This window comes from Micromonospora sp. DT227 (assembly GCF_049841835.1).
Taxonomy (GTDB): domain Bacteria; phylum Actinomycetota; class Actinomycetes; order Mycobacteriales; family Micromonosporaceae; genus Micromonospora.
Genome location: NZ_JBNCLA010000004.1, coordinates 328,980 through 345,130, shown reverse-complemented (window position 1 = coordinate 345,130; position 16,151 = coordinate 328,980). Strand labels below are relative to the sequence as shown.

Genomic DNA, 16,151 nt, shown 5'->3' with positions numbered 1-16,151 from the left:
CTGGTGGTGCGGGTCGGCCTCGGCGGGTGCTTGGATGGACGGCATGCCCAACCCCGCGATCCTCACCGTCGACGACGACCCGGCCGTCTCCCGGGCGGTCGCCCGCGACATCCGGCGTCGCTACGGCGACCGTTACCGGGTGGTCCGGGCCGACTCCGCCGAGGCGGCGCTGGACGCGCTGCGCGAGTTGAAGCTGCGCGGCGAGCAGGTGGCGGTGCTGCTCGCCGACTACCGGATGCCGCAGATGAACGGCATCGAGTTCCTCGAGGCGGCGATGGACCTGTTCCCCGCCGCGCGCCGGGTCCTGCTCACCGCGTACGCCGACACCGACGCCGCGATCAACGCGATCAACGTGGTGGACCTCGACCACTACCTGCTCAAGCCGTGGCACCCGCCGGAGGAGAAGCTCTACCCGGTGCTGGACCAGCTCCTGGCGGCGTGGACCGCGGAGGGCGCCACGACCACGCCCGAGCTGCGGGTGGTCGGGCACCGCTGGTCGGCGCCGTCGTTCACGGCGCGCGACTTCCTGGCCCGCAACCTGGTGCCGTTCCGCTGGGTGCTCGCCGACGAGCCGGAGGGCGCCGGGCTGCTCAGCGCCGCGGGCGTGACCGCTGACGACGTACCCCTGGTGGTGACCGCGGACGGCACGTCGCTGGTGCGGCCGACGACGGCCGACCTGGCCGCGCGGGTCGGCCTCGCCACCACGCCGGCCGCCGAGTTCTACGACCTGGTGGTGGTCGGCGCCGGCCCGGCCGGGCTGGGCGCGGCGGTCTACGGCGCCTCGGAGGGGTTGCGGACCGTGCTGATCGAGCGGCGGGCGACCGGCGGGCAGGCCGGGCAGAGCAGTCGGATCGAGAACTACCTCGGCTTCCCGGACGGCGTCTCCGGCGCCCAGCTCACCGACCGGGCCCGCCGGCAGGCGCTGCGGTTCGGCGCGGAGCTGCTGAGCGCGCGCGAGGTGGTGTCGTTGGAGAACGCGGGCGGCGCGCGGGTGCTGCGGTTCAGCGACGGCAGCAGCGTCGCCGCGCACACCGTGGTGCTGGCCACCGGCGTCTCCTACCGGATGCTGCCGGCGCCCGGGCTGGCCGAGCTGACCGGGCGCGGCTGCTTCTACGGCTCGGTGGCGAGCGAGGCGCCGAGCTGCTCCGGGGAGGACGTCTACATCGTCGGCGGGGCGAACTCGGCCGGCCAGGCCGCGGTGCACTTCTCCCGGTACGCCCGCCGGGTGCACCTGCTCATCCGCGGCGACGACCTGTCCCGGTCGATGTCCAGCTACCTGATCGACCAGATCGCCCGGATCGACGCCATCGAGGTGCACCCGTGCACCGAGGTGGTCGGCGGCGCCGGGCAGGAGCACCTGGAGCGGGTGACGCTGCGGGACATGCGCACCGGGGAGACGCGCGAGGTCGACACCTCGTGGCTGTTCGTCTTCATCGGCGCGGAGCCGCACACCGACTGGCTCGACGGCGCGGTGGTCCGGGACCGTCGGGGCTTCGTGCTGACCGGGCCGGACCTCACCCGGGGCGGCCACCGGCCGGCCGGTTGGTCCCTGCCGCGCGACCCCTACCACCTGGAGTCCAGCATGCCGGGCGTGTTCGCCGCCGGGGACGTGCGGGCCGACTCGGTGAAGCGGGTCGCGTCGGCGGTGGGGGAGGGCGCGATGGCGGTCTCGCTGGTGCACCGGTATCTGGAGGCGCAATGAGTGCTGATCGACTCACCACCGACGAGCTGCGCGGGCTGTTCCTGTTCGAGTCGCTGACCCCGGAGCAGCTCGCCCACCTGGCCGAGCACGGCCGGGTGGAACGGCGCCGCGCCGGCGAGGCGGTCTACGTCGAGGGCGAGCCGGCGAGCTGCTTCTACGTGCTGCTGGACGGCACCGTGGCGATGCACCAGCGGGTCCAGGGCGACGAGGTGGAGGTGAACCGCACCAGCCAGCGCGGCGTCTACGGCGGCGCCATGCAGGCGTACGTCGGCGACCCGGCCGAGCAGCGCTACCGCAACAGCCTGCGCGCGGTCACCGACTGCGCGGTGTTCGCGCTGCCCGCGGCGATCATCGCGGACGCCATGCGCGGCTGGTTCCCGATGGCCACCCACCTGCTGGAGGGGCTGTTCATCGGGATGCGCAACACGCAGACCATCGTCGGCGAGCGGGAACGGCTGCTGGCGCTGGGCGCGCTCTCCGCCGGGCTCACCCACGAGCTGAACAACCCGGCGGCGGCGGCGGTCCGGGCCACGTCGGCGCTGCGCGGCCGGGTGGCGAAGATGCGGCACAAGCTCGCCATGATCGCCGACGGTCGGCTCGACGGGCGGCGCCTGCACGACCTGGTCGCGTTGCAGGAGGAGGCGGTGAAGCGGGCCGCCGCCGCGCCCGCGCTGTCGCCGCTGGCGGCCAGCGACGCCGAGGACGAGCTGGCCGACTGGCTCGACGAGCACGGCGTACGCGGGGCCTGGGAGCTGGCCCCGACGCTGGTGGCCGGCGGGCTCGACACCGGCTGGCTGGCCCAGGTCGACGCCGCGGTCGGCGGCGACGACCTGGAGTCGGCGGTGCACTGGATCACCTACACCATCGACACCGAGCTGCTGATGGGCGAGATCGACGACGCGGTCACCCGGGTCTCCGGGCTGGTCGGCGCCGCGAAGCAGTACTCCCAGCTCGACCGCGCGCCCTTCCAGACGGTGGACGTGCACGAGCTGCTGGACGCCACGCTGGTGATGCTCCAGGCGAAGATCCCGGCGGGCGTGCGGGTGGTCCGGGAGTACGACCGGAGTCTGCCCACGGTGTCGGCGTACGCGGCCGAACTCAACCAGGTCTGGACGAACCTCATCGACAACGCGCTGGGCGCGATGGCCGGCGAGGGCACGTTGACGGTGCGCACCGGCCGCACCGACGAGCGGCTGACGGTGGAGATCGCCGACACCGGTCCGGGTATCCCACCGGCGGTCCGGCCGCGCATCTTCGAGCCGTTCTTCACCACCAAGGCGGTCGGCGAGGGCACCGGTCTCGGGCTGGACATCTCGTACCGGATCGTGGTCAACAAGCACCACGGCGACATCCGGGTCCGGTCGGAGCCCGGCGACACCCGGTTCACGGTGCTGCTGCCGCTCACGCCGGCCTGACCGGGCGCGGGTGTCCGGCCGACGTCGGCCGGGCGGCGAGGGTCAGAACAGCGTGGCCGGGCCGACCGGGGCCGGCTCGGGCGGCGACGCCAGCTCGGGCAGGCGGGCGCGGACCTGGTCGTGGAAGCGCCGGGCCAGCTCGGGGGCGTCCGCGTTGTCCGGCGTGTGCACGAACACGGTCGGCGAGCGGCCCTCGCGCAGCCAGCCGACGACCACGTCCAGCCACGGCTGCCAGCCCTCGACCGTCTCGGCCGGGTCGTCCCGGCCGAGATAGCGCACCACCGGCCGGTCGGTCAGCGCCCCGGTGCGCAGCGGCAGGCGCGGCTTGCGCGTCCACGCTTCCCGCTCCGCGTCGCTGGTCGGCGGCGTCCGGAAGAACGCGGTGGTGTCGAACGGGACCCACTCCGCGTCGGCCCGGCCGAGCATCCGCTCCAGCAGCCGGACCGCGTCGGGGTCGGTGAAGAAGGCGGGGTGTCGGACCTCGACCGCGTAGCGGTGGGTGGCGGGCAGGGTGCGCAGGAACCGGTCGAGGTCGGGCACGTCGGTCGGGCCGAACGAGCCGGGCAGTTGCACCCAGAGCAGGTGTGCCCGCGGGCCGAGCGGTTCCATCGCGTCCAGGAACGCCCGCAGCTCGGCCTCGCCGCCGGTGAGCCGGCGCTCGTGCGTGACCACCTTCGGCAGCTTCGCCAGGAAGCGGAACTCCGGGTCGGTCTGTTCCGCCCAGGACGCCACCGTCTCCCGGGCCGGGGTGGCGTAGAACGTGGTGTTGCCCTCGACCGCGTCGCACCAGCCGGCGTACGCGCGCAGCCGCTCACCGGCCGGCAGCGGGTGCGGCAGGAACCGGCCTGCCCAGGACCGGTGCGTCCACATGGCACACCCGACGTGCAGCCGCATCCGGCCTCCTCCCGCGCCGCGTCGGACGGGGACCGCCCGAGCCGGTGCCCACCGTATCCGGCTGGGACATCGGGCCGTATCTCGGCACCGGTCACCGTGCGTGACCTCGGCGGAGAAACAATCGGGTCCGAGCCGTTATACCTGAGCGTCATATTTATGACTCTCAGGTATAACGCTTCACGCTCTGCGATGCCGCCGGCCCCGACCCGCCGGGAGCGGTCCAGTGGTTCGCGCCGGGCCCGGACCGGCGCGCGTCACGGCCGTTCCACCCGCGTCGGGTCGCCCCGGACCAGCTCGTCGTGGGTCCGCCAGCGGGCCGTCGCGCCGTCGCGCCGGGCGGCCTCGTCGTCCGCGGCGACCCGCCGGCGCAGCAGCTCGACCGCGATCCGGCGGTTGAGGTGCAGGTGCCGTTCGGTGTCCACCACCACCGCGTGGCCGGACGGGAGGTGCGTGGCCCGGACGGCGGTGCTGGCCTTGTTCCGGTGCTGCCCGCCGGGCCCGCCGGTGCGGCAGGGCACGAACGCGACATCGCGCTCGTGGAACGGCGTGGCCTCGGCGTCGGCCCGGTACGGGCGGGCGGTGACGTACCAGTTCTTGCGCCCGTGACCCGGCCGGTAGGGGCTGGGCCCCTGCCAGCAGAGCGTGCCGGTCCAGCCGGCGGCGAACGCCTCCGCGCCGGCGCCGGTGATCCGCAGCCGCACCGACCGCCAGGTGCCCGGCCGGTCACCCGGCACGCTCTCCACCCGGGTCGTGCCCAGGCCGTGCCGGGCGGCGTCGGCCTCCAGACGGGACAGCAGCCGGGCCAGCGCCCACGCGCACTCCGCCGGCCCGCGCCCGGCGGACAGGAGCAGCTCCGTCACCGCCGCCCCCGGCGGCGACCCGGCGCGACATCAGGCGTCTTGTAGGTGACCAGCGGGACCGTGGTGGTGACCGGCGTGGCCAGACGGTGGGCCACCAGGTCGCCGATCACCTGCTCGATCCGCTTGTACGCGGTGGGCGCCTCCTCGAACAGCAGTTGCCGGTCGCCGCACACCACGATCGAGCCGACCGGCGTGCGGCGCAGCTCCTCGACGGTGTGCTTGGCCTTGCCCCGGCGCAGCGCGTCGGCGCGGGACATCTTCCGGCCGGCGCCGTGCGCCACCGAGTGGTTGGCGTCCGCGCCGGCATGCGCGGCCACCAGGTGGGACGGGGTGCCCCGGGTGCCGGCGACCAGCACGTCCCGGCCGTCGCCGGGGGCCGCGCCCTTGCGGTGCAGGTAGTGCCCGTCACGGATCTCCACCAGGTTGTGGCACTGGTCGACGACCGGCTCGGTGGGCTCGGCGCCCAGCGCGTACGCGACCCGGGCGGCCAGCAGCCGCCGGTTGAGCGAGCCCCACCGGACGGCGTCGTCGTGCCGGGCCAGGTAGGCGTCCGGATCGGGCGCGGGGCCGGCGCCGTGCGCCTCGGTGTGCTCGCGCAGGATGCGTTCGCCCAGCCCACGCGACCCGGAGTGCACCACCAGCACCAGGTCGCCGGTGGCCAGCCCGAGCCGCTCGGCGTGCTCCGGCGCGTCGAGCGCGCCGACGCGGGCCAGCTCGACGAAGTGGTTGCCCCGGCCGACCGTGCCGAGGCCGTCGAGGTGGCCGGCGGGCACGTCGCCGGTCAGCACCGACCAGGCCGGGTCGTCGGCGTCCCGTTCGGGGTGCAGCGCACGGTCCAGGTCGGGGAAGCGGGCGGCGAGCCGTTCCGGTACGGCCCGGCGCAGCGCGATCGGGAACACCGCGATGCCGCAGCCGATGTCGGAGCCGACCAGGAACGGGTAGAGCACCGTCGAGGCCATGGCGGCGCCGATCGGGGCGCCCTTGCCGGGGTGCAGGTCGGGCATGGCGGCGACGTGCGTCATGCCGTCCAGCGCGGCGACCTGGTGGCACTGGTCGAGTGCGGCGGACTCGATCCAACTGCCGGGGGAGGAGAAGACGGAGACGGAGGCAGGCACGGACCGTCACCCTCCCGGACCCCGCCGCGCCCGGCAACCGACTTTCGTCGACATCGGGTCACCGGCTCCATAGACTCCGGTCGTTCTGGTACCACGAGTCCAGGGAGGACCCACGTGTCGAGCGAAACCCGACCGCACGCCGCCCCGCTGCTGGCCCGCCTCGCCGGGGTGACGGTGGCCGCCGTCGCACTGGTCGCCGGCTCCGCCGTCGCCGCGACCGCGGCCCCGGCCGCCGACCCCGCACCGACCAAGGGGCCGTGCGCGTACACGCCGACGCCGGACGAGCCGGCGGCCCGGCCGGTGCCGCTGCCGCCGGACCCGCGCCGTACGCCGGACCGGGGCACGGTTCGGGTCACGCTGCACACCAACCAGGGGCCGATCGGGCTGACCCTCGACCGCGAGCAGGCGCCGTGCACCGTGCAGAGCTTCCTGCACCTGGCCCGGCACCGGTTCTACGACCGGACGCCCTGCCACCGGCTCACCGCGTACCCGACGCTGACGGTGCTCCAGTGCGGTGACCCGTCCGGCACCGGCGAGGGCGGCCCGGGTTACCGGTACCGCGACGAGCTGCCCACCGACCTGCCGCCCGCGCCGACCGACCCGACCGGCGTACGCCGCCTCTACGCCCGCGGCACGCTGGCCATGGCGAACGCCGGCCCGGACACCAACGGCAGCCAGTTCTTCCTGGTCCAGGCCGACTCGGCGCTGCGCCCGAACTACACCGTCTTCGGGCGGGTCGACGCGGCCGGGCTGGCCACGCTGGACCGGATCGCGGCCGGCGGCATCGCCGCCACGCCGGAGGACCCGGCGCCGGTGGACGGCGCGCCGGCCCAGCCGGTGGAGATCTGCCGGGCCACCCGGGGCCGCTGACGACGCCGTCCCGGCGGGACGGCGGACGTCCCGCCGGGCCGCCGGGCGGCTGTCGTCGTCCCGCCGGGTCGCCCGGTAGCCTGCGGCGATGACGCACGAGCGGGAGATCACCGAGCCGGTCGACCTGTGCCGGCCGGACGGGCGGCTGAACCCGGCGGCGGTCGGGTGGAGCCGCCGTCCACTGCACCGGTCGAACCTGCGCGGCTGGGGTCGGGCCAAGCGGTGGGAGCACTGGGGCGTGGTCACTCCGACGCACATCCTCGGCCTGGTCGCGTCCTCCCTGGACTATGCCGGCGTGCAGAGCCTCTACCTGCTCGACCGGCGGACCGGCCGGGAGACCGTCACCGAGGCGGTGGTCCCGTTCGCCCGGGGTGCGGTGTTGCCGCCGGTCAGCGGCGCGGGGGCGGTCCGGGCCCGCGGTGGCGGACTGGTCATCGAGGTGGACCAGGGACCCGACGGCAGCGCCATCCGGGCCACCGCGCCCGGCGTCGAGGTCGACCTCACGGTGCCGCTGCCACCGGGGCACGAGTCGCTCGGCGTGGTGGTGCCGTGGAGCACCCGCCGGTTCCAGTACACGGTCAAGGACGTGGGCCGCCCGGTGCACGGCACGCTGCGGGTGGACGGCACCACGTACCCGGTGGGCGCGGAGTCGTTCGCGGCGCTGGACCACGGTCGCGGCAAGTGGCGGTACGCGGTGCGGTGGAACTGGGCGGCGGGCAGCGCGCCCGGCCGGGCGATCCAGCTCGGCGGGAAGTGGACCGACGGGACCGGCTCGACCGAGAACGCGGTCTTCGTCGACGGGCGGCTGCACAAGATCGGCGCGGACCTCGCCTGGCGGTACGACCGGGCCGACTGGCTGCGGCCGTGGCGGATCACCGGCGACCGGGTGGACGTCACCTTCCACCCGTTCCACGAGCGGGTGGGGCGCACCAACCTGCTGGTGCTGGCCGGCGAGACCCACCAGTGCTTCGGGCACTTCACCGGCTGGGCCGCCACCGACGACGGTGCGCGGGTGGACCTCGACGGCCTGGTCGGCTGGGCCGAGGAGGCACGTAACCGCTGGTGACACGCGTCCCCACCGGGGCCGGCGGGGACGCGTGTCCGGGCGGTCAGGCCGGCAGCCGCCAGACCTGGTTGGCGCCGGCGAAGCAGTCCCAGATCTGCAACCGGGTGCCGTCGGCGGAGCTGTTGTCGGTGGCGTCCAGGCACCGGTTCGACACCGGGTTGCGCAGCGTGCCGTTGCTCTGCGCCTGCCAGACCTGCGCGCCGGTGCCGTTGCAGTCCCAGAGCTGGATCTTCGTGCCGTTCGCGGTGCCGGCGCTGGTCACGTCGAGGCACTTGCCCAGTGACCGCAGCGTGCCGTCGCCGCCCACGGTCCAGCTCTGCGCGGCGGTGCCGTTGCAGGTGTAGAGCTGGATCGCGGTGCCGTTGGCGGTGCCGGCGGCGGCGACGTCGACGCACTTGCCGCCGATGCCGGTGATCGGCCCGGTCCGCCCGGACGGCGGTGGGGTGGTGCCGCCGGTGACCGTGTCGTAGATGGCGCTGACCAGCGACGTCGCGCCGGTGGTGTCCTGGGACAGCTCCCAGTTCATCATGCCGCCGGCGTTCGCCAGGGCCCACTGCGTCTTGCGCTTGACCGTCGGGATGCCGTTGTAGCACTGCTGCGCGCCGCCGGCCGTGGTGCAGTCCCGGTTGGCGTTGGCCGGGTCCATGCCGACCAGCGCGGCGTACGTGTAGTAGCCGGGCCGGCTGTAGAACGGCACGCCGAGCACCGCCTTGGCGGCGGGCAGGCCGCGCGCCTTCCACCCGTTCACGGCGGCGATCGACCAGTCGTAGTTGGCGTGCGGGCTGCCGCCGTCGTACGCCATGATGTTGAGCCAGTCGACCGAGCCGAAGACCGCGGTGGGTACGCCGTTGACGTAGTACCCCTCGGCGACGACGGCGGCGGTGAGCAGCTTGCCGCGGCTGTGCAGGGCGCTGCCGAGCTGCTGCATCAGCAGCGTGTAGTTGCTGGCGGACGCGCCCGGGTCGGGGTATTCCCAGTCGATGTCGACCCCGTCGAGGTTGTACTGGTTGACGAAGGCGACCACGTTGTTCACGAACGCGCCGCGGGCGCCGGAGTTGGCGGCGAGCGCCTCGAACGCGGAGTCGTCGCCGTCGTTCCAGCCGCCGATGGCGATGGAGACCTTGACGTTGTTGGCGTGCCCGAGCGAGACCAGCGAGGAGAGTTTGCTCGGGTTCTCCACCGCGCGCAGGCTGCCGTCGCCGTTGGGCAGCACGAAGGCGTAGTTGACGTGGGTGAGTTTGCCGTACTGGATGCTGGTGACGCTGCCGCTCCACGACGGCAGGTAGCCGACGCTCTTGAAGCCGTTGGGCAGCACCACCGCCTCGGCGGCGGACGGGGTGAGAACGAGCGTCGCGGCGGCGGTGGCCAGCGCGAGCGCACCGGCGGCGAGGCGGCGCCGGAGGTGGGGTGTGGGCATCGAGGGCCTTCCCGGGGGACGGGGGCGGACAGGGGGGTGTTCCTCGAGGTGGACCAAATATTAAAGACTATTAACTAAGCCGTCAACGATGGACTTCGATGAGTCAGGCGGCGTACGCGGAGAGTTGCGCGAGCTGTCCGGCCGGCCAGCCGGTGTTGCCGGTGAACCGCACCCGCAGGTACCGGACCGGGGTGGCGGTGAACGTCAGCGTCGCCTGGTTGCCGGTGGCCGGGTCGAACCGGACGCCGACCGGCCCGGTCAGCGTGGTGAACGTCGTGCCGTCCGTGCCGCCCTGCACCGAGAGCGTCTGGGTCCGCGCCTCCCAGCCGGCCGGCAGCGCGAGCACCAGGCGGGCCACCGACCCGGTCGCGCCGAGGTCGACCTGCCACCACTGCGGAAACGCGCCGTTGGCCGACTCCCAGTACGTGCCCCGGTCGCCGTCGACCGCGTTGCCGGCGCCGAACGGCCCGTTCTGCTGGCTGCTCGCCGACGCCGGCCGACCGGCCGCCAGGTCGCCGCCGGGCGGCTGCCCGCCCCCGGTCACCGGCGGCGTGGGCCGCACCGCGGTGAGCGCCAACTGGCCCTTGAGCATCCGGCCACCGTCGGCGGTGATCCGCAGGTAGTAGTCCGCCGAGCAGGCGGTGCCGTCCTCGTCGAGCGCCCGGATCCCGGTCCCGGCCGGGGTGGCCGCCGCCGTCTCGCTGGTCTTGGCGATCTGGTTGCCCTCGTTGAACTCGTCGAACATGGACACGTAGAGGCCCTGCGCGCCGAGTCGCACCATGTTGTAGAGGTGCCGCCAGTAGAAGTCGCCGTGCCGCCGGTGGCCGGCGGACAGGTCGCCCGGCATCACGCAGGGCTGGTAGTCGATGCCGTGCGCGGCGCAGTCGGCCAGGTCGGGCACGTTGACGTTGGCGTGGAACCAGTCCAGCCCGTCGAGCGTGCCGGTGCGCCCGACCATCCACGGCGACAGCATGTCGAACGCGTGGTAGACGTCGGCGAAACCGGGGCGGGAGTCGTTGATCCCCTGCCGCCAGTACGTCGGCACGCCGCCGATGACGTAGCAGCCCTGGGCCTTGAGCCACCGCACCACGTCCAGGCAGGCGGCGGGCGCGAACGGCCGGCCGTCGTCGGCGAAGCCGAACCCCCACACGCAGACCACCGGCTTGCCGTTCTGCCGGGCGTACGCCGGTGAGGCGGTGTGCGCCGACATCTTCGTCGCCCAGTCCTCCTTGATCTGCGACTGCATCGCCGTCCAGCCGGTCACGTCGTACATCACGTAGAACTTGCGGCCGAACCGCTCCGCCGCCGAGCGGACCTTCACCGCCATCGCGTCGCGGGTCGGCCCCTCGTCACCGAACGGGTTGAACCGTTGTAGCGCCGCGGTGTCGCAGCCGTACTCCCGCATCCAGCGGAAGTGGGTGTCCACGGTCTGCTGGTCGTAGGAGGAGAAGAGCGTGGCCGGCCGGCCGTCCCCGAGGTTCGGGTAGGCGGTGGGGTAGCCGCGGTCGTACTCCCGCATGTCCGGCCAGGACACGATCGTGGTGTTCGCCGGCGAGGGGGACTGGAACCGGTCCCGACTCCAGTGCCACCAGCCGCCGATCGGGGCGCCGTCGCCGGGGCAACTGAACCAGCCCTGGTAGCCGACGGAGACCTTGCCGACCACGTCGCCGGGGGGACTGGCGGCGGCCGCGGGGGTGGGGGAGAGCGCGAGGTCGGGCAGCGCGGCGAGCGCGGACCCGGCCACCACGGACCGGATCAGGGTACGGCGGGTGGGCGCCATGTGGACCGCTCCTTCGAGGGTAGGAAGAAATTGACGGTCATCATGGCAGCGCACGACATGGAACTGCAATACTCAGACAGATCGATGAAACAAACAGCGTGAAGGGCGGCCCGCCGGTGGCGGACCGCCCCTCGATCGTGCGTCGGTCAGGCGACCGAGGCCGGGAACCGCTCCCAGACCCGGTGCGCCGCCATCAGTCGCCGCACCGACTCCAGCGCCTCGGCACCGGAGCCCCCGGTCACCACGCCCGGCGAACCGGCCACCCCGGTCAGTCGCAGCACCTCGGCGCCGGCGCCCCACGCGCCGATCGCCTTGGCGTGCCGCCACGCCTCCTCGACCAGCAGCGACACCCGCGGGTCGACGGCGGTCGCACCCGGCGCGCCGGCCTTGGCGTCCCGCGCCGGCAACGCGTCCGGCGCCGGCGCCGGGGCGCCGGCCAGCAGGACCGCGTCGAACTCGACGGAACGGGCGGTGGCGAACGTACGCTGCACCGGCAGCCCGCCCACCGTGCCGCCGTGCGCGGCGATCAGCAGCGGCACCATGCCGGCCGAGAACACCGCGCGCTGGACCTGCGCGACGTCGTCGAGGTCACCGTCGGCGTCGACCACGATGCCCACCATCCGGCCGTCGGCCGGCCACTCCCGGCCGACCTGGGACAGCGCCGGGCTGGGCTGCACCTCGGCCAGCGGCACGGTCGGCTGCGGCGCGGGCAGCCCCAGGCCGGTGGCGACCTGCTCGCAGAGCACCGGGTCGATGTTGGCCAGGCACTGGAGCTGCCGCTCCTTGATCGCCTGGTGGTAGCACTTGCCCAGCTCGAACGTGTACGCCCGGACGATGTGCTCCTTCTCCACCGGCGACATGCTCGCCCAGAAGAGCCGGGCCTGGCTGTAGTGGTCGTCGAAGGAGGCCGGCGCGGCCCGGACCTTCGGCGCCTCCGCCACCGTCACCGGCACGTCGACGAACGCGTGCTCCCGGTCACCGGCCGGGAACGGGTTGCCGCCGTCGAGCGAGTTCGGCCGGTAGGGCGCCACCCCGGCGTGCACCGCCTGCTGGTGGAAGCCGTCCCGGAGCATGTCGTTGACGTCGGCGTGCGGCCGGTTGATCGGGATCTGGGTGAAGTTCGGCCCGGCCAGCCGGGTGAGCTGGGTGTCCAGGTACGAGAAGAGCCGACCCTGCAACAGCGGGTCGTTGGTGACGTCGATGCCCGGCGGCAGGTGCCCCAGGTGGAACGCCACCTGCTCGGTCTCGGCGAAGAAGTTGCGCGGCGTCCGGTTGAGGGTCAGCGTGCCGATCGCCTGCACCGGCGCCAGCTCCTCCGGCACGATCTTCGTCGGGTCGAGCAGGTCGATCCCGGCGAACGTCTCCTCCGGCGTGTCCGGGAAGACCTGGATGCCCAGCTCCCACTGCGGGTACGCGCCGGCCTCGATGGCGTCGTACAGGTCGCGGCGGTGGAAGTCCGGGTCGATGCCGTTGATCAGCTGCGCCTCCTCCCACTCCAACGAGTGCACCCCGAGCTTCGGCTTCCAGTGGAACTTGACAAGCACCGTCGCGCCGGCGTCGTCGACCAGGCGGAACGTGTGCACGCCGAAGCCCTCCATGGTCCGGTAGGACCTCGGGATGCCCCGGTCGGACATGTTCCAGATGGTGTGGTGCTGCGCCTCGGTGTGCAGCGAGACGAAGTCCCAGAACGTGTCGTGCGCGCTCTGTGCCTGCGGGATCTCCCGGTCCGGGTGCGGCTTGGCGGCGTGGATGATGTCCGGGAACTTGATCGCGTCCTGGATGAAGAAGACCGGCATGTTGTTGCCGACCAGGTCGAACGTGCCCTCGTCGGTGTAGAACTTGGTGGCGAAGCCCCGGGTGTCGCGGACCGTGTCCGCCGACCCGCGCGAGCCCAGCACGGTCGAGAAGCGGACGAAGACCGGCGTCTCGCGCCCCTTCTTCAGGAAGCCGGCGCGGGTGACCTGCTCGGCCGCGCCGTTGGCGACGAAGACACCGTGCGCGCCGGCGCCGCGGGCGTGCACCACCCGCTCCGGGATCCGCTCGTGGTCGAAGTGCATGATCTTCTCGCGCAGGTGATGGTCCTGGAGCAGCACCGGGCCGCGCGGGCCGGCCTTGAGCGAGTGGTCGGTGTCGCGCAGCCGGGCGCCGTTGGCGGTGGTGAGGTACGCCCCCTGCTGCCCCTTGGCGATCTTCGGCACGCCGGTCTCCGCGCCGGTCGGGGTACGCGTGTCCGGCGCGCCCTGCTCGTCCTTGGGCGGCAGCGGGCCGTGCGGCGCGGTCGGCTCATCGAGCGATGGTGGGGCGCTGCCCGGCGCACCCGGTACGTCCGGCGTCAGCGCCTCGCCGACCTTCTCGACAGCGGCCTCGACGACACCCTTGACGACCTGGGCGGGCTTGCTGGATTCCATCAGGCTCTGTCCTCCCTGCGGCGTGTTGACCTAGCCCTCAGGGCCCTACCCTGGGCAGGGGAGGACAAACAAGGATCACCCGGACGGAGTGGTCAGCGGTGCGGCACGACCACCGCGGTCACCACCAGCCCGCGCTCCACCAGCCAACGGCCGTCGAGCACCTCCAACGGCGGCCCGCCGTCGGTCCGCGCGCCGTCGACCAGCACCCGGGCGGTGAACCGGCCGGCCGGGTCCAGCGTCAGCTCCGCCTCCTCGAAGCCGAGCCACCGGCTGGTCAACGGGTACCACGCCTTGTAGACGGACTCCTTCGCGCTGAACAGCAGCCGGTCCCAGTGCACGCCGGCGTCGGCGGCGCGTAGCCCGGCCAGGTGCGCCGGCTCGCCGGCGACGGTGACCGCGTCGGCCACCCCCTCGGGCAGCGGCCCGTGCGGCTCGGCGTCGATGCCCAGCCCGGCCAGCGCGGCGGCCGGGGCCACCACCGCCGCCCGGTACCCGGCGCAGTGGGTGATGCTGCCCACCACGCCGGCCGGCCAGAGCGGCTCCCGCCGGGGGCCGGGGCGGATCGGGGCCGGCGGGTACCCGAGCCGGGCCAGCGCCTCCCGCGCGCAGCGCCGGGCGGTGACGAACTCCTGACGGCGGCTGGCCACCGCGCGGGCCACCAGGTCCTCCTCCCCGGGGTACGGCTCGTCGCCGGCCCGGTCGGCGAACGCCTCGACGGCCACCGCCGCCGGCGGCAGCAACGCCTCGATCACGGGGTGCCGCCGAGGATCCGCCGCATCGGGCGCGGCTCGTCGCCCCGGCGGCCCCACTCCCGCGGGTAGCCCAGCGACACCTCCTCGAACCGCACCCCGTCGTAGTGGGTGGTGCGGGGGATGTGCAGGTGACCGTAGACCGCGACGGCGGCCCGGTGCCGCACGTGCCAGTCGGCGCTGCGCACGGTGCCGCACCACTGCGCGAACTCCGGGAACCAGAGCACGTCGGTGGGCTGGCGGACCAGCGGCCAGTGGTTGATCAACACGGTCGGCAGCGCCGGGTCGGTCGCCGCCAGCCGCCGCTCGGTCGCCGCCAGCCGCGCCCAGCACCACGACTCCCGGTCCGGGTACGGGTCGGGATGCAGCAGCATCTCGTCGGTGCACACCACCCCGGACTCGTACGCCACCCGCAGCGACTCCTCCTTGGTGGACGTGCCCGGGGCGCGGAACGAGTAGTCGTAGAGCAGGAACAGCGGGGCCACGGTGACCGGCCCGCCCGCGCCCCGCCACACCGGATAGTCGTCCTCCGGGGTGAGCACGCCCAGCCCCCGGCACATGGCGACGAGCGCCTCGTAGCGCGCCACCCCGCGCAGCGTCACCGGGTCGGTGGGATGGGTCCACAGCTCGTGGTTGCCGGGCACCCAGACCACCCGGGCGAACCGGTCGCGGAGCTGCGCCAACGTCCGCTCGATGTCGGCGAACAGCTCACCGACGTCGCCGGCCACGATCAGCCAGTCGTCCGCCGACTCCGGTCGCAGGCCGTCCACCACCGCCCGGTTCTCCGGGTACGACACGTGGAGATCACTGACCGCGTACAGCGCACCCGTCATTCGGCCGATCTTGCCAGCGACGGTCCCGAATGGCCAGGCGCGGGACGGCGGTGTTCAGCCGATCAGGTCGGCGACCCGGTCGACGGCGCGCAGCAGCTCCCGCGCGATGCCCGGCTCGGCCGCCGAGTGGCCCGCGTCCGGCACGATCCGCAGCTCCGCCTCCGGCCAGCGGCGGGCCAGGTCGTACGCGGACACCGGCGGGCAGCACAGGTCGTAGCGGCCGTTGACGATCACGGCCGGCAGGTGGCGGATGCGGTCCACGCCGTCGAGCAGTTGCCCCTCGGCGAGGAAACCGCCGTGCAGCGCGTAGTGCGACAGGATCCGGGCGATCGGCAACGCCTGCTCGTCGGCGGTGAAGTGTTCGAGCACCGCCGGGTCGGGTCGCAGCGAGGAGTTCACCGCCTCCCACCGCCCCCAGGAGCGCGCGCAGGCCCGCGCCACGTCGGCGTCCGGGCCGTGCAACCGCCGGTGGTAGGCGGCCAGCACGTCGTCGCGTTCGGTCGGCGGGATCGGGGCGACGAACCGCGCCCACTCCTCGGGCTGGAGGTGCCGCAGGCCGCCCTGGTAGAACCAGTCCCGCTCGCTGCGCCGCAGCAGCAGCACGCCGCGCAGCACCAGGCCGGTCACCCGGTCCGGGTGCGCCTGCGCGTACGCCAGGCCGAGCGTGACACCCCACGAGCCGCCGAACACCAGCCACCTGTCGATGCCGAGCCGCTGCCGGATGGTCTCCAGGTCGGCCACCAGGTGCCCGGTGGTGTTGGCCCGCAACTCGCCGAACGGGGTGCTGCGGCCCGCGCCGCGCTGGTCGAACAGCACCGCGCGGTAGCGCCCGGGATCGAAGAACCGCCGCGCCGCCGGCACCAGACCACCGCCGGGCCCACCGTGCAGGAACACCACGGGTACGCCGTCCGTCCGGCCGACCTCCTCCACGTGCAGGACGTGGCCGTCACCGACCGGGACCCGGTGGGTGGCGTACGGCTCGACGGGCGGGTGGAGGGCGACTCCGGTCATGCCCGGTGATTCTGCCCGCCCGACCCGCGTC

Annotated in this window: 13 protein-coding genes; 4 read left to right on the top strand and 9 right to left on the bottom strand. The window is 73.9% G+C overall.

The features are described 5' to 3' along the window. Nucleotides 1-43 precede the first annotated feature (43 nt). Nucleotides 44-1,702 carry an FAD-dependent oxidoreductase gene (locus tag ACLQ2W_RS16735; RefSeq protein ID WP_425787218.1) on the top strand — a complete coding sequence of 553 codons (1,659 nt, stop codon included), beginning with the start codon at nucleotides 44-46 and terminating at the stop codon, nucleotides 1,700-1,702. Beyond that, nucleotides 1,699-3,117 (top strand): ATP-binding protein, encoded by a 1,419-nt coding sequence (locus ACLQ2W_RS16730; RefSeq protein ID WP_425787217.1) that lies wholly within the window; start codon nucleotides 1,699-1,701, stop codon nucleotides 3,115-3,117. The genes ACLQ2W_RS16735 and ACLQ2W_RS16730 overlap by 4 nt, the downstream gene beginning before the upstream one ends. Nucleotides 3,118-3,159: 42 nt before the next feature. Here the strand turns inward: ACLQ2W_RS16730 and ACLQ2W_RS16725 are convergent, their stop codons facing one another. The 3 genes from ACLQ2W_RS16725 to ACLQ2W_RS16715 form a co-directional block, all read right to left on the bottom strand. After that, on the bottom strand, nucleotides 3,160-3,987 hold the full coding sequence (locus ACLQ2W_RS16725; protein WP_425787431.1) for a DUF72 domain-containing protein: 828 nt from the start codon (nucleotides 3,985-3,987) through the stop codon (nucleotides 3,160-3,162). A gap of 278 nt (nucleotides 3,988-4,265) precedes the next feature. Further along, nucleotides 4,266-4,871 (bottom strand): peptide chain release factor H, encoded by a 606-nt coding sequence (prfH, locus tag ACLQ2W_RS16720; RefSeq protein ID WP_425787216.1) that lies wholly within the window; start codon nucleotides 4,869-4,871, stop codon nucleotides 4,266-4,268. Continuing rightward, nucleotides 4,868-5,986: an RNA ligase RtcB family protein gene (locus ACLQ2W_RS16715; protein WP_425787215.1), complete on the bottom strand. Its 1,119-nt coding sequence runs from the start codon at nucleotides 5,984-5,986 to the stop codon at nucleotides 4,868-4,870. The genes prfH and ACLQ2W_RS16715 overlap by 4 nt, the downstream gene beginning before the upstream one ends. A 114-nt stretch (nucleotides 5,987-6,100) precedes the next feature. Here ACLQ2W_RS16715 and ACLQ2W_RS16710 point away from each other — a divergent pair, with 114 nt between their 5' ends. Continuing rightward, nucleotides 6,101-6,856, top strand: a complete 756-nt coding sequence (locus ACLQ2W_RS16710) for a peptidylprolyl isomerase (RefSeq protein ID WP_425787214.1) — start codon at nucleotides 6,101-6,103, stop codon at nucleotides 6,854-6,856. A gap of 88 nt (nucleotides 6,857-6,944) precedes the next feature. Next, nucleotides 6,945-7,922, top strand: coding sequence for a DUF2804 domain-containing protein (locus ACLQ2W_RS16705; RefSeq protein ID WP_425787213.1), 978 nt, complete (start codon nucleotides 6,945-6,947; stop codon nucleotides 7,920-7,922). Nucleotides 7,923-7,965: 43 nt separating this feature from the next. Here ACLQ2W_RS16705 and ACLQ2W_RS16700 read toward each other — a convergent pair whose 3' ends face one another. From ACLQ2W_RS16700 to pip, 6 genes are all read right to left on the bottom strand, one after another. Further along, entirely contained in the window at nucleotides 7,966-9,339 is a 1,374-nt protein-coding gene (locus ACLQ2W_RS16700; RefSeq protein ID WP_425787212.1) for a glycosyl hydrolase family 18 protein, read from the bottom strand. A gap of 103 nt (nucleotides 9,340-9,442) precedes the next feature. Further along, on the bottom strand, nucleotides 9,443-11,119 hold the full coding sequence (locus tag ACLQ2W_RS16695; protein WP_425787211.1) for a discoidin domain-containing protein: 1,677 nt from the start codon (nucleotides 11,117-11,119) through the stop codon (nucleotides 9,443-9,445). Nucleotides 11,120-11,265: 146 nt separating this feature from the next. Then, nucleotides 11,266-13,527 carry a catalase gene (locus tag ACLQ2W_RS16690; RefSeq protein WP_425787210.1) on the bottom strand — a complete coding sequence of 754 codons (2,262 nt, stop codon included), beginning with the start codon at nucleotides 13,525-13,527 and terminating at the stop codon, nucleotides 11,266-11,268. 92 nt (nucleotides 13,528-13,619) lie between these two features. Continuing rightward, entirely contained in the window at nucleotides 13,620-14,279 is a 660-nt protein-coding gene (locus ACLQ2W_RS16685; RefSeq protein WP_425787209.1) for a 4'-phosphopantetheinyl transferase family protein, read from the bottom strand. After that, nucleotides 14,276-15,109 carry a metallophosphoesterase family protein gene (locus ACLQ2W_RS16680; RefSeq protein ID WP_425787208.1) on the bottom strand — a complete coding sequence of 278 codons (834 nt, stop codon included), beginning with the start codon at nucleotides 15,107-15,109 and terminating at the stop codon, nucleotides 14,276-14,278. The genes ACLQ2W_RS16685 and ACLQ2W_RS16680 overlap by 4 nt, the downstream gene beginning before the upstream one ends. Before the next feature lie 54 nt (nucleotides 15,110-15,163). Next, a complete protein-coding gene (pip, locus tag ACLQ2W_RS16675; protein WP_425787207.1) occupies nucleotides 15,164-16,120 on the bottom strand; it encodes a prolyl aminopeptidase in 957 nt (318 codons plus the stop codon). Nucleotides 16,121-16,151 lie beyond the last annotated feature (31 nt).